Source organism: Lacticigenium naphthae DSM 19658 (assembly GCF_000425865.1).
In the GTDB taxonomy this organism is placed as follows: domain Bacteria; phylum Bacillota; class Bacilli; order Lactobacillales; family Carnobacteriaceae_A; genus Lacticigenium; species Lacticigenium naphthae.
Window position 1 is genome coordinate 1 of the sequence record NZ_AUEG01000003.1, and the last position, 25343, is coordinate 25343.

Below are 25343 nucleotides of genomic sequence, written 5' to 3' on the forward strand. Positions count from 1 at the left end.
GGTGAAGAGGTACATCAGAACAACGTTCCAAACCCTGAATAAATACCTTGATTCAATAGAGAACTCCTGTAAATATACCTTGTCCAACGGACATTTAGAGGGCATTAACAATAAGATAAAAACAGTCAAACGAAGTGGCTATGGTTACCGTAATTTCAATCATTTAAGAGCACGTATTCTTATTAGCTTTAAATTAACTGAGAAAACAGATAAAGAAAGTAGACCTTTAACGTTTATAGAAGAAAAAGAAATAGAAAAGCAACGAACAATGAAAAGCGCATAAAAAAAGGTAGAAAACAGTTCTGTTTTCTACCTCGGGAAATACTGACCAACACCATTTGACATAGAACCATATTTTACGGAAAATTCGAATCAGCGGACGTAACAATAAGAAAAAAGCGCCTAATATATACAAAATCAGCCCAAATATTTCAGGAGCACCTAATAAATTTCCCAAACTTCCGACAAAATACATCAATCCAATCAAAATATCGTTTACCAAAGAAATAATCGAATAGTAATTTTCAAAATAGAATTTTATTCCCCTTGTTTTAATGATTACATCTTCATCATCACTCGGCCCTACTTCATGTGGCTTTTTTTCTACTTTTGGCATTTCAACTCCCCCTCATGCCTTTTTCAATTTAGCAATCTATTTTTGTGATTCTTTCACAAAAACAATGGCGTTCCACTTATTGAAAACAAAATGCCCCAAAAAATTAATGTAACCCTTTTTTGAATTTAATTTTCCAAAACCAGAATGATTTTGAGCTTGAACATCATCTTAAATAGCTTTGACTGAAAAAAAATTTACTAGAGAGAAGTAGTTATTAAGACAGAAATACAACTGAGAAAATAGATTAGACTATCCAGCAAATACATCTTATTTTCTTCTAATCCTTGAATGATTAGCCTGCTTGCTCTTGAGTAACCGATAAGAATTACTCCATCCGTCCCTACCAAAGTTAGCCTTAAAGAGATTATTCCTGCCCCATCAATAAAAAAAACAACCCTTCACGAAAAAGAAGTCCGCTTCACTATTCATCCATATTTTTGCACGTAAGCACTATGGGTAGAGTCTTTTTCTCTAGAATAGTCTCTCACTTTTTAAAATTCATGTTGATTACGGAATTCTCATTGATTTTCAAATAAATCAAACAGTATTTTCCCATCTGTTGAAGTAGGGAAGCTTAGACCTAATGCGTGTAGAAATGTAGGACCTTCATCAACTAAACGAGCTTGTTCAATTACCATTCCAGTATTAATTGTCGGTCCACTCATCATCAAAAATGTTTCATAATTATCTTTTGTTGGACTATATCCATGAGTGGCCTTATACAATGAATTTTTCTCTTTGACAGTTTCCATGAATGGTTTGTTGTTTTCAGGAAGAAAATAAAAACCTCGTTTGGCTTCAATTAAAAAAGTGCAATCTGGATCAGCCCCGAGAGCATTTGCTTGCTCCTGGTTATAAATGACTTCGATGCAATCTGGATACAGTTGTAAAAGCTCAAAAATCGATTGATCAGATACCTCACCATTACTATAAATGTAGCACGAGCCTTCTGCGGGCTGTGCTATAACTTTCCATTTCTTTACATGCCCATTTTTGTCTACTTCTATCCAGCCTTCTTGTCTGAACAACACATTTAATCGGATCGCCGTGTGTGTATCGATTTGATAATGATCACCAAATATAGCTAAAATTGTTTCATCAAAAATTCCTTGTTGTTTCATTGCACGTATAATTTGTCCAAGATGCTGATCCATTCGCTGAATAGCTGCCTTGGCTTGTTTAGAATCCACACCATGATGGTGGCGCATGTAATCTAAATCAACAAAATGTATAGCCATTAAATCGGGATTTTTAGTTTTTATCGTATCGATGATTCCCGCAGTTAAAAATTCATCTAATTCCGGTTGCATTATCCCATTTCTCAATTTTCCGAATTTTTTATCTAGTTGATATACAAAAAAAGGACTTCCTGAGTAAAGAGAGACCATAACTTGATTTTGCCAAGAACGATTAGGAAAAATTTCCGTTAGATTATAGTCGATGGATCGACTTTTTCCAGTGACTGGCCATAAAAAGCTGGCAACATTCCATCCATTCTCGTGTGCGATATCAAAAATTGTTGAACTTTGAATATCTTGAGCATACCAGAACCAATCTGGTGAGCTTTTACTCGGTTGTAATTTTGTATTGTGTGTGATTCCATGCTTATGTGGATAAAGTCCCGTCAAAATAGACGTATGACACATATAGGTTAGAGAAGGATAAACCGTTTCGACATTTTTAACTAGTGCACTTTTTTTCAATAAATAGTTAAAATTCGGTAATGTTTTTGCATAGTCTAGATCTTTCGACCCAAATGCATCTAGTGAGATCATATACAATTTTTGTTTTCCCATAATATCCTCCATTTTACTTTACCTTATTATCCCATAGAACCAAATAATAGATAAAGAAATATGATTTTTCATCTATTATTCTTTTGTAAAACAAAAAAAACAGACCTACTTGAGACAAAAACCAGTCATACTGGCTCAATCTCAAAGTAAGTCTGTTGTTTTGCAAACATCTAAAATAGATGTGACGGGATCGTTCACAGCGATCTTACGTCCTCACCAGCATCCTGCTGTGTACTAAAGTACTGTGACCTGCATAAAACTATCTTGTCCACTTGTCGTCCGAAGACGAAATGATAAAATACCATCTGAACAAGAGTCAACTCATCGCATACCAAGTAGTATACCATGAATTTGACAAATTACAATAGTTTTTAATTTAAGTTACAGTTGTTTAACCATTCTTGAGCAATAAAAGAGTGACCAGCTAAGGTAGGATGAACTCCATCCTCTCCAGTAAGAAATTTAAATCCGTAAGAAAGCCCGGTTTTATTCAATAAAGCATCTAACGGAATATAATCTGTTTGGTATTCTCTCGCCATTTTTCGAACAATTTGAATGCGTGGATCAAGATCTTTGCGCCAACTTGAACGATCTTTTGGGTAGGCTAACACAAATGGGTCGATGAGGATCACTCTAGCATCTGTTCGCTGCAAAACTTGCTTCAATAAAAAACGATAGTCCGATTCGAAATTTTCAAACTCTGCTTCTGTCCCAAAAATATCTGAATCAATGTTATGCCAGGTGTCATTGATTCCAATCAGAATAGAAACGATATCGGGTTTAAGATTCAAGCAATCTACTTCCCATCGATCGACCAAGTCTCTAATTTTGTTCCCCCCGACACCTCTATTAATAAAAGAAAAATGATAATCTGGATACTTTCTAAATAACTCACTGCCAACTAATAAAGGGTATCCTTTTCCTAAATCTAAATCATCAGAAATATTGCGCCCAGCTTCCGTTACGCTATCACCAATAAATAAAATCCGATCATTTCTCTTTAGTTTCATCGACTTTCTCTCCTTTTTGCTGGAAAAAATTGTACACTGCTCCTATCAAATTCGCATCATTTCTGTACTGACACAAAGCAACTTCTGGTTTAAAAGGAGCTATTTTTACTTTCTTTATAATTTTTTCTAGATAACCATCTAACTGATCTAATAAATCAGGTTTGTTCGATACTCCACCACCGAGCAAAATCAATTCAGGATCAAAACTATATTGTAGATTATAAATTCCTATCGCTAAAGAATTGTAAAAAGTATCTACTTCTTTCTGGGCAATTTCATCACCTGCTTCAGCCTGTTTAAAAACTTCCTCCCCTGTTAGAGTCGTCCCTTTTTGCTTGTTATATCTTTTAGCCATCCCTACAGCAGTGCCCAATTCACTAAAGGTTTTTGTTCCGTTGATCAGCGTGAAGCCAAACTCCCCACCAAAGAGATGCTTACCGTGTTGTACTTCTCCATTTACGATTACGGAACCGCCAATTCCAGTACCGATAACAATGAATAGAACATTTTGTAATCCTTTAGCTGCTCCTTTCCAGACTTCAGCCAAAGCAGCGCTGTTAGCATCATTTTCGATTGCAACAGGAGCCTCAAAAATTTCTTCTAATTCATCATAAATTGGAAATTGATGTAAAAAAGGTACGGCACTTACTCCTTCAATCACTTTTTCTTTTTGATTGACTGCACCTGGAGAACTTATGGCAACACCTTCAATGGGATAATCTATTGCAAGCTTGTCTTTTATTTCTAAAAATTCACGTTTCATGTTGTTCCATGTTTTAGGTGTTCTGAAGTTACCTTTTTTAACTAATCTATCTTTTTCCCAAATACCAAATTTTACCGAAGTTCCTCCAATATCAAATGCTAAAATCGCCATTTTTTTACTCCTTGTTTTCATAGTTTAAATAACTACATACTTTAAACAAAAGAGGGTTGAGGTATGATATCCCCCTCAATCCTCTTTTGACAAATAGTAATGTATCTATAATTCGAACTAGCTTTCATATATTTCTATAGGTAGAAAATCTGGATCTTGAAAAAAAGTAAATCGCTTAGATGTATAAGGATCTACACGAATTGGCTCCACATCTATATTCAGTGAGTTTAATTTAGCAATTGTAGCTTTCAAATCTTTGACTTTAAAACATAAATGCCTTAATCCAGTTGCCTCTGGGTCGGTAACCCTTTTAGGTGGATCGATAAAAGAGAATAATTCGATAGCCTGATTTCCCACCTTCAAGTCTAACTTAAACGATTTTTTTTCTTCTCTATACACTTCATGTATAATAGGAAAACCCAATTTGTTTACATAAAAATTTTTAGATTTTTGATAATTTGAAGCGATAATGGCAACATGATGAATTTCATCAAACAAAGCTGTTGTCATATCAACTAGCTAAAATCTTTTCGATTTTATTCAATTCAGTCTGACTAAATTGAATATTTTTTAATGCCTCGACATTATCTTCTAACTGACTGATTTTACTTACGCCAATCAATACACTAGTCATATTTCCATCACGTAATAGCCAAGCTATAGCCATTTGTGCAAGAGACTGATTTCGTTCTTTAGCAATTTCATTTAATTTTCTCGTTTTATCTAATTGTTTATTAACATCTTCTACAGTTAAAAATGCACTTGATTCTCTAGCTGCACGTGAATCTTCATCTACTCCACCTAAATAACGGTCTGTCAACATTCCTTGAGCTAAAGGACTATACGCTATAGCACCTTTCTGATATTTATTTAATACATCCGTCAATCCATCTTCTACCCAACGATTATACATACTATAGCTCGGTTGATGAATAACAAAAGGTGTCTTCATGTCATTAAATAGTTTGATGATTTCCTCTGTCTGTTCCGCATTATAGTTTGATACACCTACATACAGGGCTTTTCCCTGACGAACAAAGAGGTCTAATGCTTGAGCGGTCTCTTCCAAATTTGTATCTGGATCTGGTCTATGATGATAAAAAATATCAACATAATCTAACCCCATTCGATTTAAACTTTGATCAAGACTAGCGGTCAAAGATTTTTTTGAACCATAATCTCCGTAAGGGCCTTCCCACATATAAAATCCAGCTTTAGAAGAAATAATCATTTCATCACGGTAAGGCAAAAAATCTTTTTTTAGAATTTTCCCGAAGTTTTCTTCAGCACTTCCTGCAGGTGGACCATAATTATTGGCTAAATCAAAATGAGTTATCCCCAAATCGAATGCCCGTCTAACTACTTTTTGACTTTTTTCAAATAAGTCCACGTGGCCAAAATTATGCCACATTCCTAACGATAGTGCTGGTAATTTCAACCCGCTATTTCCCACTCGATTGTAAATCATTTTATCATAACGGTCAGTTGATGCTTGGTAAACCATTTGATTTCCTCCTTTAAGATAGTTCAAAGTTTAAGTTTTTTACTAATTTAATCCATAAGTTGTCCAATAGTGATCAATCCTCGATTTGATTTCTGAGGTTCGTGGATATTCAAAATTAGCAGAAATTCATCAACTTTGTATTTTTCTTCTAGCTCTTTTAATTGATTTAATACCTCTAGTGGTGTTCCTCTCACACTTTTTTCATCAACCAACGTTTCATCTATAGATGTATCACCATATTCACTAATGTCTAAAATTTCTTCAGGGTTTGGAAGTGAAGTAGCTGCATACCACTTAAGAAAACTTGCCCATTCATCTTCCGCTTTTTCATGCGAATCCTCTACAATAACAAAACAGGTGAACAATACTAAAGAATTTTTGTTTGGATGATAGTTTTTAAAAACCGTTCGGTAATGTTTAATTATTTCTAAAACCTCTTGTGGTTGCATATGGAATGTGTAAACAAATCCAACACCTTTTTCTCCAGCAATTTGAGCACTTTCCATAGTGGAACCCATGATAAATATTTCCGGCATAAATTTTGTTTGTTTTATTTTTTTGACTTCATTTTCAAATCCAGATTTAACCAAATTTTCTTCATTCAATTGCATCGACCAGAAAATCAAATCCTGTGGTGCTTGAGCGTACCCTAAATTAAATCGACCATCATAAACTTGACCTAAAATAGAATAGGATTCATTTATTTTCTCTGCATCATAGAAAGGATACAATACCGCTGGAGTCCCCAATTGAATATGCCTTGTATGTTTTACCAAGTGCGACAATATAAGTTCTGGTGTTCGCCCAACCAGTAACGTATTTCTTTTTTGATCAGAAAACCAATATCTATTAAATCCATATTTTTCTGCTAATTTGGCTGTTTCAATGCGATTATCTAACAGCTTTCTATTGGATAACCATTTTGTGTTTGGCAAATAATCTAATATACCAAATTTCAAAATTATCTCTCCCCCTTTGCAGTAGCGATTAGTAAAACGCCTACATTTATAATTATACACTACAAAAATTAGACTTTCATTATTATTTTCTTTTAAAATACAAAATGACGTATAAACTTCTTTTTGTTTTGTTAAGTATACTATTGATCATCTGTTTTTCCATGGATTTCTAAAAAAACTACCCATTTTACATTAAAAATAAAATAAACCATTTAGTGAGAACTTCAATGACCCTGAAATATTTACATCCAATTATAATCAAAAAAGCAGTTTGGACTCTTGGGTCCAAACTGCTTTTTCACTATTCATTATGCGGCCGAGAGGACTTGAACCTCCACGGGGATATTTCCCCACTAGCCCCTCAAGCTAGCGCGTCTACCATTCCGCCACGACCGCTGATCATCACAAAATTTATTGTATCAATTCCACTTTCACTTGTAAAGCTTTTTCTGACTCTCAAAACCAGATAAAGAGCCTATTCCAATCAGTCATCTCGCTAACTAATTGGAATAGGTCCATATTATTTAATCTGCAACTTCAATTCTCCACTACACTTTCCACAAACATATTTTTGAACATTCATTTTTCGCAGTCTCTCATAAGTCGATCCACAATCTTGACATTGATACCGGTACTTTCCCTCTCTCTTAACTAAAGACGGGACATGCCTCGAACCACCCGTTTGTATCAAAAGTTTTTTGAAGTCAACATCACGGTGTAGATAACCTTTTCCCTCCAAATGCAAGTGATAATGACAAAGTTCATGTTTAATCACTTTAATAAGCTCATTTAATCCATATATATCATAAACGAGGGGATTGAAATCTAGATCATGTGAATGTAAATGGTATCTTCCCCCGGTTGTTCGCAAACGCTTATTAAAAAAAGCTTCATGCAAAAATTCTTTTTTAAAATAATGAATAGAAGTGAATTCGACCAAATTTTGTAATTCTCGATCATCCATGATTTTCATTAGGATTTATTCGTGTCAATGCGATCCTACCTTTGTGTAAATCGACTGAATCCACCCAAACTGTTACAATATCTCCCACAGAAACTACCTTACTTGGATGCTTGATAAATGATTGGCTTAATTTGGAAATATGAACGAGTCCGTCTTGTTTTACACCTACATCAACGAAAGCCCCAAAATCTACTACGTTTCGAACCGTCCCTTCCAGTTGCATTCCCGTTTTCAGGTCTCCCATCGTTAATACATCTGTCCTCAGTAAGGGGGCCGGCATATCTTCCCGCATATCTCTCCCCGGTTTTATCAGTGCACTTACGCTATCTTTAATTGTTTCCGTCCCTATTTCTAGCTCTTTTTCTAATTCATTAAGATAAAGTGACAACAATTTTTCTCTAGCTTCCTCAGTGCCTAACTCATTTTTATTTACCTTAGCCATTTTTAATATCTTTTCAGTTTCCTTATATGTTTCTGGATGAATACCCGTATTATCAAGCGGATTTTTTCCGCCAGGGATTCTCAGAAAACCAATTGACTGCTCATATGCTTTGGGTCCCAACCGTGCTACTTTTTTTAATTCCGTTCTTTTTTCGAAAGAGCCGTTTTCTTCTCTATACAATACTATATTTTGTGCAGTAGTCTTGTTTAATCCAGATATATGTTGTAATAGGGCTGAACTAGCAGTATTTACATTGACCCCCACCTGGTTGACCACTGTTTCAATAACAAAATCAAGCTGATCAGTTAACTTCTTTTGAGAAACATCGTGTTGGTATTGTCCTACACCAATTGATTTCGGATCGATTTTCACTAATTCTGCCAAGGGATCTTGCAATCTCCGAGCAATACTGATAGCACTTCTTTCTTCAACCTGTAAATCTGGGAATTCCCGACGTGCTTCTGGGCTAGCAGAGTACACCGAAGCCCCGGCTTCATTTACAATCACGTAAGCTATTTTCTCATCCATATCTTTTAATGCATCTGCTACGAATGATTCGGATTCCCTACTAGCAGTACCATTCCCAATGGCCACAATATCCACTTGATGTTTACGCAATAGTTTCTGTAAGTCTTCTTTTGCGGATGCACGTTTGGAAGTAGGTGCAGGCGGATGCGGGTAAATCAAAGAAACATCTTGAAATTTACCGATTGCATCTATTACTGCTAATTTACATCCTGTGCGATAAGCCGGATCAAATCCAAGTATTGTTTTGTTTTTTAATGGGGACTGTAACAGAAGATTTCTTAAATTATCTCCAAATAATTGAATGGCATGATCTTCTGCTTTTTCAGTAAGCGTAGACCGTATTTCTCTTTCAATTGCTGGTCCAATAAAACGCTTATAACTGTCCCGTATGGCTTCTTTCACAAGCATGGTTGCTTCATCATTAGTTGAATTGGATACTTCATTTTGAAAGATAAAGGAATGAATTTTTTCTTCATCTACTTCAATCGACAAAGAGAGAATCCCCTCTTTTTCGCCCCGATTTAAGGCAAGTATTCGATGCGACACAATTGAGCGTATCGGTTCACTATAAGAATAATACATTTCATAAACTTTCTTTTCGTCATCTTCTTCCGATTTGACAGTTGCAGCAAATTGTCCAGTCTTCTCAGTGAATGTACGTATCCATTCACGATATTCAGGTTTATCGGAAACGAACTCAGCAACAATTTCATGGACACCTGCTAAAACTTCACCAGTTGTTAGTAACTCCTTTTCTACATCGATATATTTATTTGCTTCTAGTTCAATATTTCCTTTGGGAAAAGATAGAATCCAATTCGCTAAAGGTTCTAATCCTTTTTCTTTAGCAATTGTTGCCTTTGTTCTCCTCTTTTGCTTATATGGCCTGTAAAGATCTTCCACTCTCTGCATTTTGGTAGCATCTTTAATTTTTTTAGCCAATTGTTCTGTAAGCTTCCCTTGTTCTTCGATATTTGCTAGTACATCTTCTTTTCTTTTTTCCAATTGGGATAGATAATGATACCGCTCTTCGATTTCTCTGATTTGAACTTCGTCAAGAGAACCTGTAACTTCTTTACGGTAACGAGCTATAAAAGGAACTGTATTCCCTGTTAATAATAAATCTAAAACTGTCTCAATCTGTTTTTTTGAAAAAGACTCCATCTCTTCATTTAAAAGATTTAATGTTTTGTATTCAATTTGACTTTCCACACTATTCATCTCCATTACAATTTTGAAATATAACTCTATACATTTTAAAACTCACCTCTTTAGTTTAACAGAATCTAAAGAGATGAGCTAACATTGACCTATTCTTTTAGAGTGAAATCACTACGAGTGTATTTTCTATCTGCTTTTTTGCATCTTTCAATTCCCAATGCCGTTGCAATCCTAGACAGGCTGCTATATAAGTTACACCTTTATCGCGAAAAGTTTTTCTAAAATGGACGTGTCCCATGATACTATACTGAATGGAGCGAAACTCAGTATATAAACCTTCATATTCTTTGGCGCCTAGAAATGCATTGGCATAATCATACAACCGGTGTGGAAGAGGCATGACAAATTCTGAATGCGTGGCTACGTGAGTCATCAAAATTATTTTTTTGTCTTTTACCGAGTGCAGATCTTTCTTCAATTGAATGAGCATATCTGAACTGACTTTCCTATCGTTTTGCTCCCAGTCCACATGGTGACGATCATTCCATGAAGCAAATTTATATTGCTTTTTTTGAAAGTCCTTTTCTGAGAACTTTTCATCATCAGCAAATCCATAATCGTACCACCCAGGATTCCCAACAAGTGCCCATTCATCATTTAAAATCCGGGGATTGCCTATTAATGACTCTTGTTGCTGAGAATAGAATTGATGGATCATTCGTGTTGATTTGCTCGATTCTTTCATTACCCAATAATCATGATTCCCTGGAACAAAGTAAATAGGGATACCTGACAACTTCTGAACTTTTTCAAGGAAATCTTGAGTCATTTCATACTGGTTCGAGACATCTCCAGCTATCAATAAAAATTCTACCTGCTTCTCTAAAATGATTTGGCTGAGTAATCGATCGTAAGTTTCTCCTTTTTTGAGAGCTTTTTGATTTCGATCGATATGCAAATCAGATATGATACCTATAGCTGTCATGTCATAATCCCTTTCTAACATTACTATTTTGGAATAGAAAAATGTTCCTTCATTCCCTCCTTGTCAAACACTACCCCATGTAGTGTGCCTCCATATACCGCTCCACCGTCTAATCCGATTTTCCCGTCTCCAGAATCCCAAATAGAAGTATCCTTTCGATTCTTATGAAGCATCGAAGTAACCGTATGACCAAATACAATAATCTTATCTGTATTATTAGGTTGATCAAAAAAACCTTCTCTGATCCAAACAAAATCTTGTTCATCAGAATCTTGCCAGTTTGACTTCATCAGATTGACTCCTGCGTGAACAAAAAGATAGTTTCCCCATTCATAATATAGAGGAAGTTCTTTTAAGAATGGTAAGAGTTTAGGATAATACGCTTTGATACTTTTAGCCCATCCTTCTGGATTATCATCTGCTTTATCCATTTCTTTCCCAGCTAAAAAAGTTTGAATTGTTTTTATTCCACCATTCAACAAATAATTTGCATAGTGTCTCTCAGGATTTTCCAAATAGTTTATCAGCATATCCTCATGATTTCCTTTTAGACAAATTGCCCCTTCAGTTTGAACTAAATTTTGAACTAATTCAAAACATTCTTTGGGATTTTCTCCACGATCACCTAAATCACCTAAGAACAGTAACTGTTGCGTTTGAGAGTTCCAATGTTCTAACAATTTTTTTACTAGAGTGATTTCTCCATGAATATCACCGACAACAAAAAATTCATTTTTCATTTTCATCCCATCCTTTTACCCAATTATACGCGTAAAATTGCGATGGGTAAAATATATCCTGTTTTTGAAGATTTTGTGTTTTTTGTATGAAGATAGATAACGGACTAGCTACTTCTTTCTATAAAAGTTATAATTAAGAGATAGACACGTACTCTCTAGGAAGACATATTTACTCTTTTAGAAAAGTCTGAAACTTATTCTAGAAAGGATTATTTTTTCCATTAGATTTGAATAAGAGTGTACATACTAAGAAAGGAATGAACAATATGAAAAAATGGATAGGTATATTAGTAGCACTTGCCGTTGTGGGCTTTATTGGTTATAACATCTGGGCAGGAGGAACTACAGATGAAACTCCTACAGTTCGTACTGCACCAATTGAACGGGGGTCTATTTCAGAAATGGTTTCTGCGACAGGTACGATCGAACCCAGCGAAAAACAAGAAATAGTTGGACAAGGCCTTGTATCTGAATTACCTGTTGAAGTGGGAGACACTGTCGAAGAAGGAGATTTACTCGTTTCTTATATGGATGGAACCACTCACGAAGCCGCTTTTGCCGGTACGATCGTTGAATTAAATATCACTGAAGAAACAATCGATTCAAGTGCACAAAAAGGTACTCCCTCTCTAGTCTTAAGTAATTTAGAAGACCTAGAGGTCGCTCTTTCATTATCAAAATCTGACAGTGCGTTAGTCAAAGAAGGTCAAGAAGTTGCATTGACATATGGAAACAGTGAATATACTGGGACCGTAGACTTTGTTGCTCCAGTCGCTACACAAACACAATCACAGCTTGGTACTTCGAGTACATTAGCTACCCGCATTGTTTTTGATGAAACACCTGAAGAAATAGTTGCAGGGTTCGATATAGATGTTGATATACTAGTAAATTCTGCTGAAGACGTGCTTATTCTCCCAATTGAAGCACTGCTTTATGACGATGAAAATCGCCCTTATGCTTTTGTAGTAGAAAATGAAACTGCAAAAAAAGTTGAACTGTCTATTGGTATCCAATCACCTAGTGGCATTGAAATTGTTGATGGCTTAGAAGAAAATGATGAAGTGATCCTTTCACCTACTGAGTCCATTGAAGACGGCTCAGCTGTTATAACCGAATAAGAAAGGAGCATTCAAATGATTGAAATAAAAGATATTGTGAAAATTTATCGTACTGGATCGGAAACTTTAACTGCACTGGACCATGTGACATTGACGATTCAAGAAGGAGAATTCACTTCGATAATGGGGCCTAGTGGTTCGGGAAAATCCACTTTAATGAATATCCTAGGGTTACTTGACAGTTTCGATTCAGGTAAATACTTTTTAAATGGAAAAGATGTATCTGATTTGACTGATGATGAGCGTGCAGCAATTCGCAATAAAGAGATTGGTTTTGTTTTTCAGTCATTTAATCTTATGCCCCGCATGAACGTACTAGAAAATGTTCAACTCCCATTAGTTTATGCTAAAGTTCCTATGAAAGAACGTAAAAGAAGAGCAGAAGAAGCATTAAAACGCGTAGGGCTTGAAAATAGAATGTACCATAAAACAAATGAAATATCCGGTGGACAAAAACAGCGTGTCGCGATCGCTCGCGCAATTGTCAATAATCCATCTGTATTGATGGCCGATGAACCGACTGGGAATTTGGATTCAAAAACGACTTTGGATATCTTGCGCATTTTCCAACAGCTAAATGAAGAAGGAACTACTATTGTAATGGTGACTCATGAATCCGAAATGTCAGCATACACGAAACGAATCATCTCGTTTCGTGATGGTATTCTCCAAAGTGACGAGCTACAAGAACCGAAAGTTCTTCCGAAAGGAGGAGTATAAATGTTTTTTAAAGAAAATTTGAAAATGGCTTTTGATAGTATCTTTGCTAATAAGATGCGTTCATTTCTAACTATGTTAGGTATCATCATAGGCATCACGGCAGTTATTGCTATACTCTCTGTCGGGAATGGTGCTGCTAATCAATTGACTCAAACATTTAGTGATTTAGGCTCCACTTCCATTACGTTAAGTGCAGAAGATGAGACAGGATCCCAGGAAATGATTACAAACGAAGACATTCAACTTTTAAAGGAAACCATTCCTGAAATCGAATATATCTCTTCTGATAATCAGACTAGAAGTGAACTTTCTTCTGATTTTGAAACACGAACAGCCGTCGCCTGGTATGGAACACCTGATATCCAATTTACGAATCAATCAATGGATGCAACGGTTATTCATGGTCGTTATTTTAATCAAAATGAGTATGATGATATGAAAAATGTGACCGTGATTTCTGAAGATACTGCTCGCGCATTATTCAATGATCGGACCGATGTGGTCGGTGAAATGATTCGTCTAGATGTAAACCGAGAGCAGTTGAATTTACAGATCGTTGGTGTCGTAGCAGGAGCCTTTGAAGATTTGCAAGGAACTTTTGATCTGAGCCAGATGCCGGTCATGCTTGCCGTTCCGCATACGACAATGTCACAATTATCATCTATTCCTTCAAACATCAACAGTTTAACTATCCAGGTTGAGACAACTGACGATATTGAGCCTATCTCCAATCAAGCCGTTCGATTGCTAGAAATCAGGCACAATTCTGTGGGCGAAAATAATTATACTGCTTACAATATGTTACAGGCTCTCGATCAGGTGAACAATGTATTAAGCCTGTTTATTAACTTTATTGCAGCGGTAGCAGCTATAGCCTTGCTTGTTGGTGGTATCGGAGTTATGAATATCATGCTCGTTTCTGTTACTGAACGGACCAGAGAAATAGGCACTCGGAAAGCTCTCGGAGCTACTACACGAACCATCCTTGTCCAATTCTTAATGGAGTCTGTTATTCTTAGTTTAATAGGAGGCATTATTGGATTAATGTTTGGTATTCTTTTAGCTAATGGAATTGCTAGCGTCTTAGGTATAACTCCCGATATTACGCTAGGTGCTGTCGGACTTGTCATCCTGTTCTCTTCTGCAGTTGGTATTTTCTTTGGGATTTATCCTGCAAGAAAAGCAGCCAGACTTGATCCGATCGAATCTTTGCGTTATGAATAAATATATTCACTAAAAATCGAGCTCATAGTATCTAATTCATTTGATCCGCACTTTGATTAGAGTAATTTATGCATCCTGATCAAATAAAAAAGGCGCTGACTCTTAGAGAGTCGGCGCCTTTTGATTGGTTTAGATCAAAGCCAGAATTGCAAAGTTAATGATAAATAGTGAAGCGGTGACCCAGACTACTGGGTGAACTTTTTTCGCTTTGCCTTTTACTGATTTCACAATAATGTAACTGATAAATCCAGCAGCAATACCATACGAAATACTATAAGCTAAGCCCATAAAAACTGAAGCGAAAAATGCGGGAATAGCTTCTTCTAAATCATCCCAATTTATTTCTGTGAAAGAAGATAACATCATTATACCAACGAGTATCAACGCTGGAGCTGTTGCTGCAGTTGGTACAACAGATACTATTGGAGAAAAGAGAGCCGTTAACATGAACATGCCCGCTGTAACTACACTAGTTAACCCAGTACGACCACCCATTCCGATCCCTGCAGCACTTTCTACATATGTTGTTACATTTGAAGTTCCAAATATAGCTCCTGTTGTTGTAGCAATAGCATCCGCAAACAATGCTTTATCCATTTTCGTTTTGATTCCTGTACTGTTATCCAATGCAGCTTCATCTTCAGCTGAAAAGATACCTGTTTTTCTTCCTGTTCCGATAAATGTTCCAACTGTATCAAAAATGTCTGTTAAGCTGAATGCGAAAATAGTCATTAAGATCAATGGATACTGTGAAGGAGTACTGAGTAATGAACCAAATCCTTCAGATCCAAATGCAGCCCCAAATGTTGTGCCTAATTCTGAAATAGAAGATGACAAAGAATTAGCCGGATTAGAAAGAGCAGCCAAATTGGTAACGCCTAAAGGTATGCCCATCAAAGTCGTTGAAATGATCCCAATCAAAATAGCTCCTTTGACTTTTTTAATAACCAAGATGATTGTTAGAGCTAGCCCAAGCAAAGCCAATAAAGCGACCGGATTTGTAAAGTTGACTAATGCCGGAATAATTCCACCATCAGTTACGATACTGCTTATGCCTCCTTCGAAATTTGAAGTGCTTGGGTCAAATGGTGTATTGTTAATGGCAACAATATTATTTGTTTCAGTTGTAAATTCTAAGAATCCTGCATTTTTTATTCCAATATAAGCAATGAATATCCCTATTCCACCTCCAATAGCATGTTGTAAGCTAGTTGGAATTGAACGGATCAACATTTTACGTACTTTTGTAACCGTGATAATTATATTGATGATCCCACATAAAAAGACCATTGCTAGTGCTTCTTGCCAAGAAAATCCAAGAGCAAATACTACTGTATAGGTAAAGAAAGCATTTAATCCCATTCCTGGAGCTTGAGCATAGGGGACATTCGCGAATAATCCCATGATTAAAGTTCCTACAACCGTAGCAATTATTGTTGATAAGAATACTGCTTGAGAAGGCATCCCTGTTAATGATAAAATAGCTGGGTTAACAAATATTATATACGACATTGCGAAAAACGTAGTCAGACCTGCCATAACTTCAGTTGCTACTGATGTTCCATTTTCTTTCAATTGAAAGAACTTCTCCATAAAAAATTCCCTACTCTCTTCAAATTTTTAGTGAAGATCTTTTATAATGAGCGGTGGGAATTTTAAGTACAAAAAAAAGATGAACACTACCTGTTCATCCGTAAAAAAACTATATAAATTGCAACACAAAAAATGCTGGTACAATTCTAATAGTCGGACATTTTACGGTGCCCGGTAGAGACTTAAAGCCCATATCGCTTAATTATATTAGATGTATTCACTTGTAAACACACTATAACTTTTTCAATTTCAAGAATCAAGAGTATAAACATATTTTAATTAATTAAATACTTCTAATGTTCGTATTTAACATAATTTCAAAAAGGAGCTTTCCTATGATCATTATTCCTGGAGGTAAACCAAAAATTTGGGATACTGACAAATCGCATGGTCCAGCGCTCGCAAGTCAAGCCTATACCGGTACGTTTCACTCACTATGTAAGCAATATGCTCTCCAGCAAGATCAAACTGATTATCTGATTCTATCTCCTTACTACGGTTTTATCCATCCAGATAGTATTCTGCCACATACTTATAATGTGAGATTTACGCAAAATGGACCTACTGCTGAAACTATTTCTTTAACGCTGTTAAAAAAACAATGGAGTTCGTTGAATGCATCAGAAAATGAACCTATAGTCGTTTTAGGCGGAAATAAGTTTATTACTTTATTCAATTTGATTACTGACCACCCCTATTTATTTGAGTTTCCTTTAGTTGGACTCGGTGGAATTGGCTATATGCAAAAAGCTTTAAAGGAAGCATTGATGACCCATACAATATTACAAAAAAAATAATCCATCCGACCTTATGATTTGGTTGAATGGATTGCTCCTTTTTTATATAGTAGTGCGACTAAATCAAATACTTTTCTTTTTGTTTCGAATAAAAATCATAACTTCTACTCCTATAAAAAGTATGATCGATGCACTGACTGTAAAGACTATTACTGGATAGTCTCCGTTCCATCCTTCCTCACCTATGTGCTTTATCAATATACCTGTATATCCCCAAATAACAGCAGATAAATAAATAATATCCTTATTAATAAATGCTGTCGAAGCAGCAATCAAGAATCCAACAAGTAAGATAAGGACGGTCCAGATGACTTCTGATATCCCCCATCTTTGCCAGTCTATTTGAACTAAATAAGCTGTTACATTCGCAATGGTTGCCACAGTTATCCACCCAAAATATAAACTAAAGGGTAATTGAACTACTATCTTTTCTTTTATAGTTAATTTTTCTACCGGGATCAATCTTAGTATACTTATAAGTGAAACCAATAAAGAGCCCATTAATATCAATGAGAGCCACAGGATTTTGTAATGCCAGGTAAGAATCCAGAGTCCATTAACAATAGACGAGAAAATAAATAAGTAACGAATCAGTTTTACTGTATTCATCCTTATAGCACTATTTGTTCGAGTAAAGTCTTTCCATTGGTAGAGGACAAAAGCGAATAAAGTCAAATAGATAACTCCCCAAATTGAAAAAGTAATTCCAGCTGGTTCAAATAAATTTGGAAAAGATCCAGAAACTTCTCCTGTGCTCAAGCCATTAATTGGTAATGCGTTAGCTAATCCATTCATCGTTATCATAAATAAAAACGCAACGGTCACACTAATTTTTTGACTTAGATTATTTTTCCAATCACTCATTTTGACTACCCCTCTCTTATTTCTTAATTGTAGTATATCCGAAATTGAATTGTTTTGATATTTATACGCTATGAAGAGAGGAAATTAGAATTTTCACCAAAAATAGTCTATACTAGTGAAGGAAAAAGAACTGTTTAACAAGGAGGAGCTATATGAAACAAGATAAGTCTATTTACTGGACTCTATTCACATCTACATTTTACTTAAGTACATTTACTTTCGGCGGTGGTTATGTCATTGTCCCCTTAATGGAAAAAAGATTTGTAAATGAGTTAAAATGGATCGATGAAAATGAAATGTTAGATTTGATTGCTATTGGTCAATCTTCTCCTGGTCCGATCGCTGTAAATACTTCTATTTTAATTGGCTATAGAATGGCTGGAGTCTCTGGAGCTTTAGTAACAGTTCTAGGAACTATTTTGCCCCCCCTAGTGATCATGAGTGTGGTTTCTTATGTATATTTAGCAGTTCGAGATAATATTATAGTAAATAACATTTTATTGGGTATGCAGGCAGGTGTCGCTGCTATTATTGTAAACGTAGTTGTTAATATGGCTCTACGAATCATCAAACAAAAAAAAATTATACCTGTTATTGTAATGGTCATTGCCCTGATTGCTGGTATTGGATTTGGCGTCAATATACTTCTTTTGTTACTGTTCGCTGGGATAATCGGAGCTATTACCACTGTGATCGAATCCTATAAAAGTAAGAAGGGGGAACCTCAATGATTTTAGTCGATTTATTAATTAGTTTCTTCCAAGTTGGATTATTTAGTTTTGGAGGAGGTTATGCAGCACTTCCTCTGATACAAGAACAAATAATTTATAAAAGAGGTTGGATGACTGCTCAAGAATTTGTTGATGTTTTGACTCTTTCTGAAATGACTCCTGGTCCAATTGCGATTAATGCAGCTACTTTTGTGGGAAATCGAGTAGCGGGCATTCCTGGAGGAATTGTAGCTACAATCGGTGTTACTTTGCCTTCTGTTTTTATTGTGCTATTGCTTGCTACGCTCTATTTTAAATTCCAGAATCTATCCCTTGTTCAAGGTGTCATCCAAGGCTTGCGACCAGCAGTTGTTGCTTTAATTGGATCAGCAGGGTTATCTATTTTTTTGACCGCCTTGTTTGGCGAAGGGAAATTTCCAATTGAATTTAGTCAAATCAATTGGATTTCAGTATTACTTTTCTCCATCAGTATTGGATTACTTAGAAAAACAAGATTCGGTCCCATTCAAATCATGCTTTTTTCTGGCGTCGCAGGATTGCTCATCTACACGTTAATTTAAAAAGAGCTACACGGTTTTTTAGCTCTTTTTCCCATTTCATTAAAGTAGTGGCTGAGATCAATGATCTCAGCCACTACTTTTTTTCCATCTATTATTTAGCCTGTCTATCGTACTTCACTTCTGGACGTTGTTGATGCCCATAAATTCTTGGCATTAATTTTTGATCAATATAAGGTGCTAATGCATTCATTATCAATATAGCAAAACCTACTCCACCTGGAAAATTGAATGTGATTCTAAAGAATGCCGTCAACAACCCGGCTCCTATGGCAAAAGCGGTTTTTCCTTCAGGTGTTAATGAACCGGAGCTATAATCTGTAGCCATGTAAGTCGCCGCAAAGAATAGTGTTCCTGTCAAGCCATGAGTCAACATAAAGTCCAAGTCGAACCCTGAGTAAAAACCAGTCGCTACTATAGTCGTTACTATATACAATAGTGGGATTTTAGGATTGATCACACGTCTTAAAATCAAATAAATCATACCCATTAAAATAGCTAATTTACTCGTTTCCCCCACATTCCCACCTAAGTTGAAGCCCATAAACAATTCTCCAATAGAAGGAACCGTTGCAGCCACAGTTTTAACACCATTCCCAATAAATTCTAAAGGCGTTGCAGTAGAGATAGCATCCGTTCCTGGTAGTACCCAATCAGTGATCCAGGGTGAAAAAAATACTTTTAACATAACGCGGGCAGCTACAGCCGGATTGAAGTAGTTTTTACCAATCCCACCATTCATCTGTTTCACGATTACAATAGCAAAAATCGCTCCTATGACTACTGTCCACCAAGGTGCGGTCACTGGCAAGCTTAATCCTATTAAAGCACCTGTGACCATTGCACTTCTATCCTGAATGCGTATTTTTTGATAACTAAATTTTTGAAATAAGTACTCACTCAATACAGCTGTTGCCATACCCAATCCGACTAACAACAAGACTTTCCAGCCAAAGAAGTACGTTGCCGCAATAATTGGAGGAATGAGCGCAATGAGGACTTGTGTCATAACCCAAGACGAAGTCCTCTTTGTGCGAATGTGAGGAGATTGACTCTGAACAAGTTTTCCTTCTAGTTCCATTGTCTGTGTCATTTTTTAATCACCCTGCCTTATTTTGTTCAGCTTTTATTAAAGCTTTTGCACTTCGAATATTTTCTAGAAGGGAAATCTTGGATGGACAAATATAGGAACAATTTCCACATTCAATACAATCCATAGCTCCTAATTTCTTTGCCTTTTCAATATTTCCCCTTTCAAAGGCATCACTGATCAATATTGGTTGTAAACTTACTGGACAAACATTCACGCATTCAGAACACATAATACAGTCTGAACTATCCCCCACTTCAGCTTCTTCAGGGGTAAGTGCGGTAATTGAAGTTGTCCCTTTAATAATCGGTTCACTTCCATCCGCGAGAGTTTTGCCCATCATCGGTCCGCCGCTCAATAATTTTCCCGGAAGTGTATTAAATCCGCCACATTGCTCAATTAAAAATTCTACCGGCGTTCCAATTCGCACGAGTAAATTTTTCGGTTCAACTACTGGTGTTCCGGATACCGAAACCACACGCTGGTATAAAGGTTCCCCAAAAGTGGTCGCACGATAAATTGCCAGCGTTGTCGAGGTATTCAACACGACGCAATGGACTGCTACCGGCAATTCTCCTGGGGGAACTTCTCTTCCTGTAATATTTTGAATAAGATTTTTTTCTGAGCCTTCTGGGTACCTTGTACGTAGAGAATGAATGCTAATATCAGCATATTCACTACTTGCAATTTCTAAGGCATCAATGGCCTCTGGTTTATTATCTTCTATACCAATTACGATACTTTTCAAGTGAGGGAACAAGTGACGCAGAACTTGAATTCCTTGTATGATTTCATCACTGGATTCTATCATCACACGGTGATCAGAAGTAGAATAGGATTCGCATTCTGCTCCATTTATGATCAACGTATCGATTGTACTGCCCGGTGGAGAATCTAATTTCACGGATGTAGGAAATGCGGCTCCTCCCATACCTACAATTCCAGCTTTTCTCACAGCATCTAAAATAAATTCTTTCGTTAATTTTTGATCAAAATTTATAATAGGCGCATCCTTTTCATCTTTTTGATTATTTTGTACCACTATACAATCGGCTAATCCATTGACTGTTTGTCTTTTTTCAATGGCAACCACCTCTCCAGAAACTGAGGAATGAATAGCAGCTGAGATTTTCCCAGCAGCTTCAGCAAGAACCGTTCCGATTTTTACTTTGTCTCCTACTTCTACCACAGGATTCGCAGGAGCGCCAATATGCATAGTTGTTGGAAAAACTAATATACGTGGGACTTCAGCTTCAACGATAGGTAAGTTTGCTGTTCTTTCTTTATTCTCATCTGGATGACTTCCACCTTGTTTCCCTTTAAAAGAAAAGCGCATTTTATTCATCCTTTCTATCTGACTTGTTATGTAATTTTGAAGTACATTCGATTGCTTTTTTTCAACTGCTATATTATGGTAATTATAACCAAATATTATTAAAAACTACAGCCATACAATTCAAATAATTCATTATCTAGTTTTCTAGGAGAATTCTTATGATCAGTCTAACTTTTCAGGAAATGTTTTTGCGTCTATCTCTATCACTTGTTTTGGGTGGAGTGATCGGTTACGAAAGAGAGCTGAAAGGCCGTGATGCTGGTTTACGTACACACATATTAGTCACTATGGGAGCGGCCATAGTGACCTTGACCCAGTTAGAAGCTACGAAGCAGCTTCTTGTTTATTCACTTGAAAACCCAGAAACAATTGGGATAGTTTCCACGGATATCATGCGCATGACTTCTCAAATTGTCAGTGGTATCGGGTTCTTAGGAGCAGGAACCATTATCGTAAGTAACCGTTCTGTCATTGGATTGACGACAGCAGCATCTATTTGGACTGTTGCCGGTATTGGGATAGCCACTGGTATGGGATATTACTTCATAGCTATTACAGGCTGCTTGATTGTTCTGGTTGTTTTACGATTAATTAAACAAGTTTTTCGTATCGATCGTATTAAAAAAATTGAAATTTGTTTTATACAACAAAATCAGACACAAGAATTGCTCACAAACTACTTTGCAAATCAGAATATTCGTGTACTGCAAATTGAATACTTTTTGAATCTCAATTTGGAAGAACCACTTTCAAAGGATATATATACTTTGAATATTCCTGATAATTTAACAACTGGCAAAGTCATTTCGGATATTGCGGATATTGACAATATTAAACAAGTCGCTACCCTACAGTCAGATGTAGCGTAAACTTCAGATACAAAAAGACCACCCAAACACTGGATACATGTTTGGGCGGTCTTTTTGTATTCATTAAGCTACATTACACTTTTTAGAGAGCTATTTAATTTGATATCATCTAAATAACCAAACTATTGTTAAAAGTCAGTTTCTTTTTTTCTTTTTGAAATCAGTTTGAAAGATAAAAGAAATACAAGGGTTCCTGAAGTTATTGCCAAACCCAAAAGTAATCCTGGGGTTCTATACGCTAAGGTCAACTGATTCTCTCCCTGCTGTAAGGGTATCCCGACAAATCCTTTGTTTATTTTTATCGTATCAACTTTTTCCCCATTTATTTTAGCAGTCCACCCTCTAGAATAAGGAATAGTCGTGATCAATAGTTCTTCGTTCAGACTATAAATATCCCCTTCTACAGTATTTCTGGAAAAACGCAAATTATTAAGGGATCTATCGTTCTTATTTTTTACTGCTTTTTTAATTTCTTGCTGTGAGAAATCTGCGGCATAAAGCGATAAATTTTCTATAGAATAATTCCCTGTTTCATCAAATTGAACCCGAATAGAATTTAATTGATCTTCGTTTTCTACCGTCCCTAGATTAAATAACATATTGTCACGCTTAAAATATGAACTGAAACTATAAACGTCTGATTGATAGACACTTTCATTTCTTGATCCCATACTAACCTTTAGTCGATATCCTTTACTTTGTCGAATGAAAGGCGACCAATTAAATGGTTCGTAATTTAATCCATCGAATGAAAGATACACTTGTTTCCCAATTAACTCTTTTGCATCAAACTCGCTAACTAACTGAAATTGAGTTGCTTCATCCTGGATATCAAAATTCACTAACTTTTCTTTTGTTAAAAGATCTCCTTCACTTTCGTTTTGTAAACTAATTTGAAAAGGATAAATTTTTTCAGGCTTTACTCCACTATTGACAGGATCGTCTTCACTAACATTTCCTTTGAGTAGGTAATATTCTTTTTCAACAGGATTTAACTGATCGAATTTTTTTTCTGAAATCAATTCAGCTGATGCATATGCAAAAGGAAAATTGTAGTTTGTTTCTGCTACGACCCATTCTCTATTTTTACTTTCACTCACAATATTATACCCGTCTGGAATATACATGCTATTCTCTTTCTTTGCAAAGATGTACTCAACACCTAGGAAGTAATTAGCGATCGGTCGATCATCCAACCCGTTTCTCAACGGTTGGATAATTTGGAAATCTTTCAATTTCAGAGAATAAGCGAACTCTGAGATACTTTGGTTTGTTAAAGATAAATAAGAATTCAAGCCTTTTTGATTTAAATAAATCATCTGATTCTTGATGAAATTATCTTTTGAAGTAACACCTATTCGATAAAATTCGTCATTTTGAGGCAATTGTCTTTCTAGGCCATCAAAAGTTTCTTGATAACTTTTTTCAACTTCCCCATAAGATAAAACTGATTTTGTCATATCTTTACCATATGGCAAATAGTAACTCCAAGCTGTTACCACGATATTCATTAGTATCAAACTATACAGTAACGAACGGAATTTTACTGTTTTTGATAAAAACGCTCCCCCTACATGTTGTCGGAATAAAATATAAATCCCCCATGCAAGAATAATTGGCAGAATATAATATAAATATCTTTCTTGAAGAAAAGCAGCAAATATATGGACCAGACTAAAAAAGATAAGAAACATAAAAGAAATTTTCACTGAATCTTTTTTTATCTCTCTAACTGAATCCAAGGTTATAGCTATCCCAATAGTTAAATAGAAAGGTATAGCAAACGAAAAACGATTATATGGCCCAGAGAATCCATTCATTATCGAAGCAAACCAAGGAATGAGGGTCATGAACCCTAAAAAAAGAAGATTAGTTATCCAGATAAAGTGTATTCTTCTTTGCTTCCATAAAAAGGGAATCACTATTAAACTCACTACAGGCAATCCGCCTACTAACCAAAAATATGTCCCTGGTGTTAAGAAGTTTACCAGTAGCGCTCCGTAGTAGTTCAGAGGATAAAACCATAAATTGATATCTACCCCCCCAGGACTTCTTGATGAAGTTAAAAAACCTATCACTACCGGAATGAATAAGACACTTGCCAATGATATTCCGATAATATAGCTCTGTAGTGACTTACCAGTTAATGAAAGAAACTGTTTAACCGTTCTCTCTTCCTTAGGGAAACTCAAAAAACGAATGACTGCGTAGATAAATAATAGTAGACTCATTTTATAAAAAAAATAAAAATTGCTTACTGCACTTAAGAATATAATAAACACAAAATATTTTGCTTTATCTTCTGTTACCAATTTTTCAAAACCAAATATGATAAGTGGGAAAAAAATCATTGGCAATATAAAAAAAGGATGCTTTAGGACGTTATGCAGGACAAAATGACTGAATGCATAGATAAGTGAAGTTAATACCATTGTTAGTTTTGTGAAATTTTTCCATTTTGCAAAAACTAAGAAACTTATACCTACAAAATAGACGCGCAATAGGATAAGTACGTGATAAGCTAATTCAGTTTGTCCAGAAGGAAATAGTAATCCCAAATAAACAAAAGGATCCCCAATTACGTAATAACCATAGGACAGAATAGTGTCACTTCCTAGCCCGATTGTCCAGTCCCACATTGGAAAACCTTCACCAGAAAAGAAAGATCTCAACTTGTTTAAATAATCTGAAAAAATAAGGTAATGTTGGGAGTACCCGTCTCCAGTCCAAATAAATGATTGCTTGGCTAAAACAAAATAACCAAATATCAAAATGGCTAGTCCAATAAAAAGCACTGTATAGGAAACAAAGGGTATGGTTGAAATATTTATCAAATGAGATTTCATTCTTTTTTTCATTTAT

24 protein-coding genes, 1 tRNA gene and 1 riboswitch are annotated in these 25343 nt (G+C 35.8%); of the genes, 8 read left to right on the plus strand and 17 right to left on the minus strand.

Annotated features, from left to right (window positions below):
• Position 1: 1 nt before the first annotated feature.
• Entirely contained in the window at positions 2 to 283 is a 282-nt protein-coding gene (locus H626_RS11275; protein ID WP_084140159.1) for a transposase, read from the plus strand.
• On the opposite strand, the gene H626_RS10630 is transcribed toward H626_RS11275, so the two are convergent.
• From H626_RS10630 to H626_RS0104240, 12 genes are all read right to left on the minus strand, one after another.
• The gene (locus H626_RS10630; protein WP_051237803.1) at positions 227 to 616 is read right to left on the minus strand and encodes a YrhK family protein; all 390 of its coding nucleotides are present in this window, start codon (positions 614 to 616) and stop codon (positions 227 to 229) included. The genes H626_RS11275 and H626_RS10630 overlap by 57 nt on opposite strands.
• A gap of 518 nt (positions 617 to 1134) precedes the next feature.
• Positions 1135 to 2412 (minus strand): alkaline phosphatase family protein, encoded by a 1278-nt coding sequence (locus tag H626_RS0104190; RefSeq protein ID WP_027108220.1) that lies wholly within the window; start codon positions 2410 to 2412, stop codon positions 1135 to 1137.
• 371 nt (positions 2413 to 2783) lie between these two features.
• Positions 2784 to 3422: an SGNH/GDSL hydrolase family protein gene (locus H626_RS0104195; RefSeq protein WP_035618581.1), complete on the minus strand. Its 639-nt coding sequence runs from the start codon at positions 3420 to 3422 to the stop codon at positions 2784 to 2786.
• Positions 3403 to 4296 carry an ROK family protein gene (locus H626_RS0104200; RefSeq protein ID WP_027108222.1) on the minus strand — a complete coding sequence of 298 codons (894 nt, stop codon included), beginning with the start codon at positions 4294 to 4296 and terminating at the stop codon, positions 3403 to 3405. Before H626_RS0104200 ends, H626_RS0104195 begins: the two co-directional genes overlap by 20 nt.
• Positions 4297 to 4413: 117 nt before the next feature.
• Positions 4414 to 4806 (minus strand): SMU1112c/YaeR family gloxylase I-like metalloprotein, encoded by a 393-nt coding sequence (gene gloA2 / locus H626_RS0104205; protein ID WP_035618584.1) that lies wholly within the window; start codon positions 4804 to 4806, stop codon positions 4414 to 4416.
• Between the two features lies 1 nt (position 4807).
• The gene (mgrA, locus tag H626_RS0104210; RefSeq protein ID WP_027108224.1) at positions 4808 to 5800 is read right to left on the minus strand and encodes an L-glyceraldehyde 3-phosphate reductase; all 993 of its coding nucleotides are present in this window, start codon (positions 5798 to 5800) and stop codon (positions 4808 to 4810) included.
• A 47-nt stretch (positions 5801 to 5847) separates the two neighbouring features.
• Positions 5848 to 6759 carry an LLM class flavin-dependent oxidoreductase gene (locus H626_RS0104215; protein WP_027108225.1) on the minus strand — a complete coding sequence of 304 codons (912 nt, stop codon included), beginning with the start codon at positions 6757 to 6759 and terminating at the stop codon, positions 5848 to 5850.
• A gap of 311 nt (positions 6760 to 7070) precedes the next feature.
• Positions 7071 to 7155, minus strand: a tRNA-Leu gene (locus H626_RS0104220).
• 124 nt (positions 7156 to 7279) lie between these two features.
• Positions 7280 to 7723 (minus strand): SprT family protein, encoded by a 444-nt coding sequence (locus H626_RS0104225; protein WP_156883239.1) that lies wholly within the window; start codon positions 7721 to 7723, stop codon positions 7280 to 7282.
• Entirely contained in the window at positions 7716 to 9905 is a 2190-nt protein-coding gene (locus tag H626_RS0104230; protein WP_035618587.1) for a Tex family protein, read from the minus strand. Before H626_RS0104230 ends, H626_RS0104225 begins: the two co-directional genes overlap by 8 nt.
• Positions 9906 to 10011: 106 nt before the next feature.
• Positions 10012 to 10839, minus strand: coding sequence for a metallophosphoesterase (locus H626_RS0104235; RefSeq protein WP_035618629.1), 828 nt, complete (start codon positions 10837 to 10839; stop codon positions 10012 to 10014).
• Positions 10840 to 10862: 23 nt separating this feature from the next.
• A complete protein-coding gene (locus tag H626_RS0104240) occupies positions 10863 to 11579 on the minus strand; it encodes a metallophosphoesterase family protein (RefSeq protein ID WP_027108229.1) in 717 nt (238 codons plus the stop codon).
• 266 nt (positions 11580 to 11845) lie between these two features.
• Between H626_RS0104240 and H626_RS0104245 the strand changes: the two genes are divergently transcribed.
• The 3 genes from H626_RS0104245 to H626_RS0104255 are packed head-to-tail and all read left to right on the plus strand — an operon-like array spanning position 11846 to position 14644.
• Positions 11846 to 12700 (plus strand): efflux RND transporter periplasmic adaptor subunit, encoded by an 855-nt coding sequence (locus H626_RS0104245; protein WP_027108230.1) that lies wholly within the window; start codon positions 11846 to 11848, stop codon positions 12698 to 12700.
• A gap of 15 nt (positions 12701 to 12715) precedes the next feature.
• Positions 12716 to 13420: an ABC transporter ATP-binding protein gene (locus H626_RS0104250; RefSeq protein WP_027108231.1), complete on the plus strand. Its 705-nt coding sequence runs from the start codon at positions 12716 to 12718 to the stop codon at positions 13418 to 13420.
• A complete protein-coding gene (locus H626_RS0104255) occupies positions 13421 to 14644 on the plus strand; it encodes an ABC transporter permease (protein WP_027108232.1) in 1224 nt (407 codons plus the stop codon).
• A gap of 129 nt (positions 14645 to 14773) precedes the next feature.
• On the opposite strand, the gene H626_RS0104260 is transcribed toward H626_RS0104255, so the two are convergent.
• On the minus strand, positions 14774 to 16237 hold the full coding sequence (locus tag H626_RS0104260) for an NCS2 family permease (RefSeq protein WP_027108233.1): 1464 nt from the start codon (positions 16235 to 16237) through the stop codon (positions 14774 to 14776).
• 130 nt (positions 16238 to 16367) lie between these two features.
• A riboswitch (purine riboswitch) is annotated at positions 16368 to 16467 on the minus strand.
• 105 nt (positions 16468 to 16572) lie between these two features.
• Here H626_RS0104260 and H626_RS0104265 point away from each other — a divergent pair.
• Positions 16573 to 17034 (plus strand): DUF6884 domain-containing protein, encoded by a 462-nt coding sequence (locus H626_RS0104265; protein WP_027108234.1) that lies wholly within the window; start codon positions 16573 to 16575, stop codon positions 17032 to 17034.
• A 63-nt stretch (positions 17035 to 17097) separates the two neighbouring features.
• Here the strand turns inward: H626_RS0104265 and H626_RS0104270 are convergent, their stop codons facing one another.
• Positions 17098 to 17898 carry a hypothetical protein gene (locus tag H626_RS0104270; RefSeq protein ID WP_027108235.1) on the minus strand — a complete coding sequence of 267 codons (801 nt, stop codon included), beginning with the start codon at positions 17896 to 17898 and terminating at the stop codon, positions 17098 to 17100.
• 152 nt (positions 17899 to 18050) lie between these two features.
• Here H626_RS0104270 and H626_RS0104275 point away from each other — a divergent pair, with 152 nt between their 5' ends.
• Both H626_RS0104275 and H626_RS0104280 read left to right on the plus strand, forming a co-directional pair.
• Positions 18051 to 18629 (plus strand): chromate transporter, encoded by a 579-nt coding sequence (locus H626_RS0104275; RefSeq protein WP_027108236.1) that lies wholly within the window; start codon positions 18051 to 18053, stop codon positions 18627 to 18629.
• On the plus strand, positions 18626 to 19189 hold the full coding sequence (locus H626_RS0104280) for a chromate transporter (RefSeq protein ID WP_027108237.1): 564 nt from the start codon (positions 18626 to 18628) through the stop codon (positions 19187 to 19189). The genes H626_RS0104275 and H626_RS0104280 overlap by 4 nt, the downstream gene beginning before the upstream one ends.
• Before the next feature lie 91 nt (positions 19190 to 19280).
• Here H626_RS0104280 and H626_RS0104285 read toward each other — a convergent pair whose 3' ends face one another.
• Both H626_RS0104285 and rsxC read right to left on the minus strand, forming a co-directional pair.
• Positions 19281 to 20279, minus strand: coding sequence for an RnfABCDGE type electron transport complex subunit D (locus H626_RS0104285; protein WP_027108238.1), 999 nt, complete (start codon positions 20277 to 20279; stop codon positions 19281 to 19283).
• A 7-nt stretch (positions 20280 to 20286) separates the two neighbouring features.
• Positions 20287 to 21612, minus strand: a complete 1326-nt coding sequence (rsxC, locus tag H626_RS0104290; protein WP_035618594.1) for an electron transport complex subunit RsxC — start codon at positions 21610 to 21612, stop codon at positions 20287 to 20289.
• Positions 21613 to 21770: 158 nt separating this feature from the next.
• Here rsxC and H626_RS0104295 point away from each other — a divergent pair, with 158 nt between their 5' ends.
• Positions 21771 to 22481: an MgtC/SapB family protein gene (locus H626_RS0104295; protein WP_027108240.1), complete on the plus strand. Its 711-nt coding sequence runs from the start codon at positions 21771 to 21773 to the stop codon at positions 22479 to 22481.
• A 128-nt stretch (positions 22482 to 22609) separates the two neighbouring features.
• Here H626_RS0104295 and H626_RS10635 read toward each other — a convergent pair whose 3' ends face one another.
• The gene (locus H626_RS10635; RefSeq protein ID WP_051237805.1) at positions 22610 to 25339 is read right to left on the minus strand and encodes a YfhO family protein; all 2730 of its coding nucleotides are present in this window, start codon (positions 25337 to 25339) and stop codon (positions 22610 to 22612) included.
• Positions 25340 to 25343 lie beyond the last annotated feature (4 nt).

Excerpts from the sequence above, each read along its gene's own strand:
- H626_RS10630 (WP_051237803.1), bottom strand. The coding sequence starts at position 616 with ATGCCAAAAGTAGAAAAAAAGCCACATGAAGTAGGGCCGAGTGATGAT.
- H626_RS0104190 (WP_027108220.1), bottom strand. The coding sequence starts at position 2,412 with ATGGGAAAACAAAAATTGTATATGATCTCACTAGATGCATTTGGGTCG.
- H626_RS0104195 (WP_035618581.1), bottom strand. The coding sequence starts at position 3,422 with ATGAAACTAAAGAGAAATGATCGGATTTTATTTATTGGTGATAGCGTA.
- H626_RS0104200 (WP_027108222.1), bottom strand. The coding sequence starts at position 4,296 with ATGGCGATTTTAGCATTTGATATTGGAGGAACTTCGGTAAAATTTGGT.
- gloA2 (WP_035618584.1), bottom strand. The coding sequence starts at position 4,806 with ATGACAACAGCTTTGTTTGATGAAATTCATCATGTTGCCATTATCGCT.
- mgrA (WP_027108224.1), bottom strand. The coding sequence starts at position 5,800 with ATGGTTTACCAAGCATCAACTGACCGTTATGATAAAATGATTTACAAT.
- H626_RS0104225 (WP_156883239.1), bottom strand. The coding sequence starts at position 7,723 with ATGGATGATCGAGAATTACAAAATTTGGTCGAATTCACTTCTATTCAT.
- H626_RS0104235 (WP_035618629.1), bottom strand. The coding sequence starts at position 10,839 with ATGACAGCTATAGGTATCATATCTGATTTGCATATCGATCGAAATCAA.
- H626_RS0104240 (WP_027108229.1), bottom strand. The coding sequence starts at position 11,579 with ATGAAAAATGAATTTTTTGTTGTCGGTGATATTCATGGAGAAATCACT.
- H626_RS0104245 (WP_027108230.1), top strand. The coding sequence starts at position 11,846 with ATGAAAAAATGGATAGGTATATTAGTAGCACTTGCCGTTGTGGGCTTT.
- H626_RS0104250 (WP_027108231.1), top strand. The coding sequence starts at position 12,716 with ATGATTGAAATAAAAGATATTGTGAAAATTTATCGTACTGGATCGGAA.
- H626_RS0104255 (WP_027108232.1), top strand. The coding sequence starts at position 13,421 with ATGTTTTTTAAAGAAAATTTGAAAATGGCTTTTGATAGTATCTTTGCT.
- H626_RS0104260 (WP_027108233.1), bottom strand. The coding sequence starts at position 16,237 with ATGGAGAAGTTCTTTCAATTGAAAGAAAATGGAACATCAGTAGCAACT.
- H626_RS0104265 (WP_027108234.1), top strand. The coding sequence starts at position 16,573 with ATGATCATTATTCCTGGAGGTAAACCAAAAATTTGGGATACTGACAAA.
- H626_RS0104270 (WP_027108235.1), bottom strand. The coding sequence starts at position 17,898 with ATGAGTGATTGGAAAAATAATCTAAGTCAAAAAATTAGTGTGACCGTT.
- H626_RS0104275 (WP_027108236.1), top strand. The coding sequence starts at position 18,051 with ATGAAACAAGATAAGTCTATTTACTGGACTCTATTCACATCTACATTT.
- H626_RS0104280 (WP_027108237.1), top strand. The coding sequence starts at position 18,626 with ATGATTTTAGTCGATTTATTAATTAGTTTCTTCCAAGTTGGATTATTT.
- H626_RS0104285 (WP_027108238.1), bottom strand. The coding sequence starts at position 20,279 with ATGACACAGACAATGGAACTAGAAGGAAAACTTGTTCAGAGTCAATCT.
- rsxC (WP_035618594.1), bottom strand. The coding sequence starts at position 21,612 with ATGCGCTTTTCTTTTAAAGGGAAACAAGGTGGAAGTCATCCAGATGAG.
- H626_RS0104295 (WP_027108240.1), top strand. The coding sequence starts at position 21,771 with ATGATCAGTCTAACTTTTCAGGAAATGTTTTTGCGTCTATCTCTATCA.
- H626_RS10635 (WP_051237805.1), bottom strand. The coding sequence starts at position 25,339 with ATGAAAAAAAGAATGAAATCTCATTTGATAAATATTTCAACCATACCC.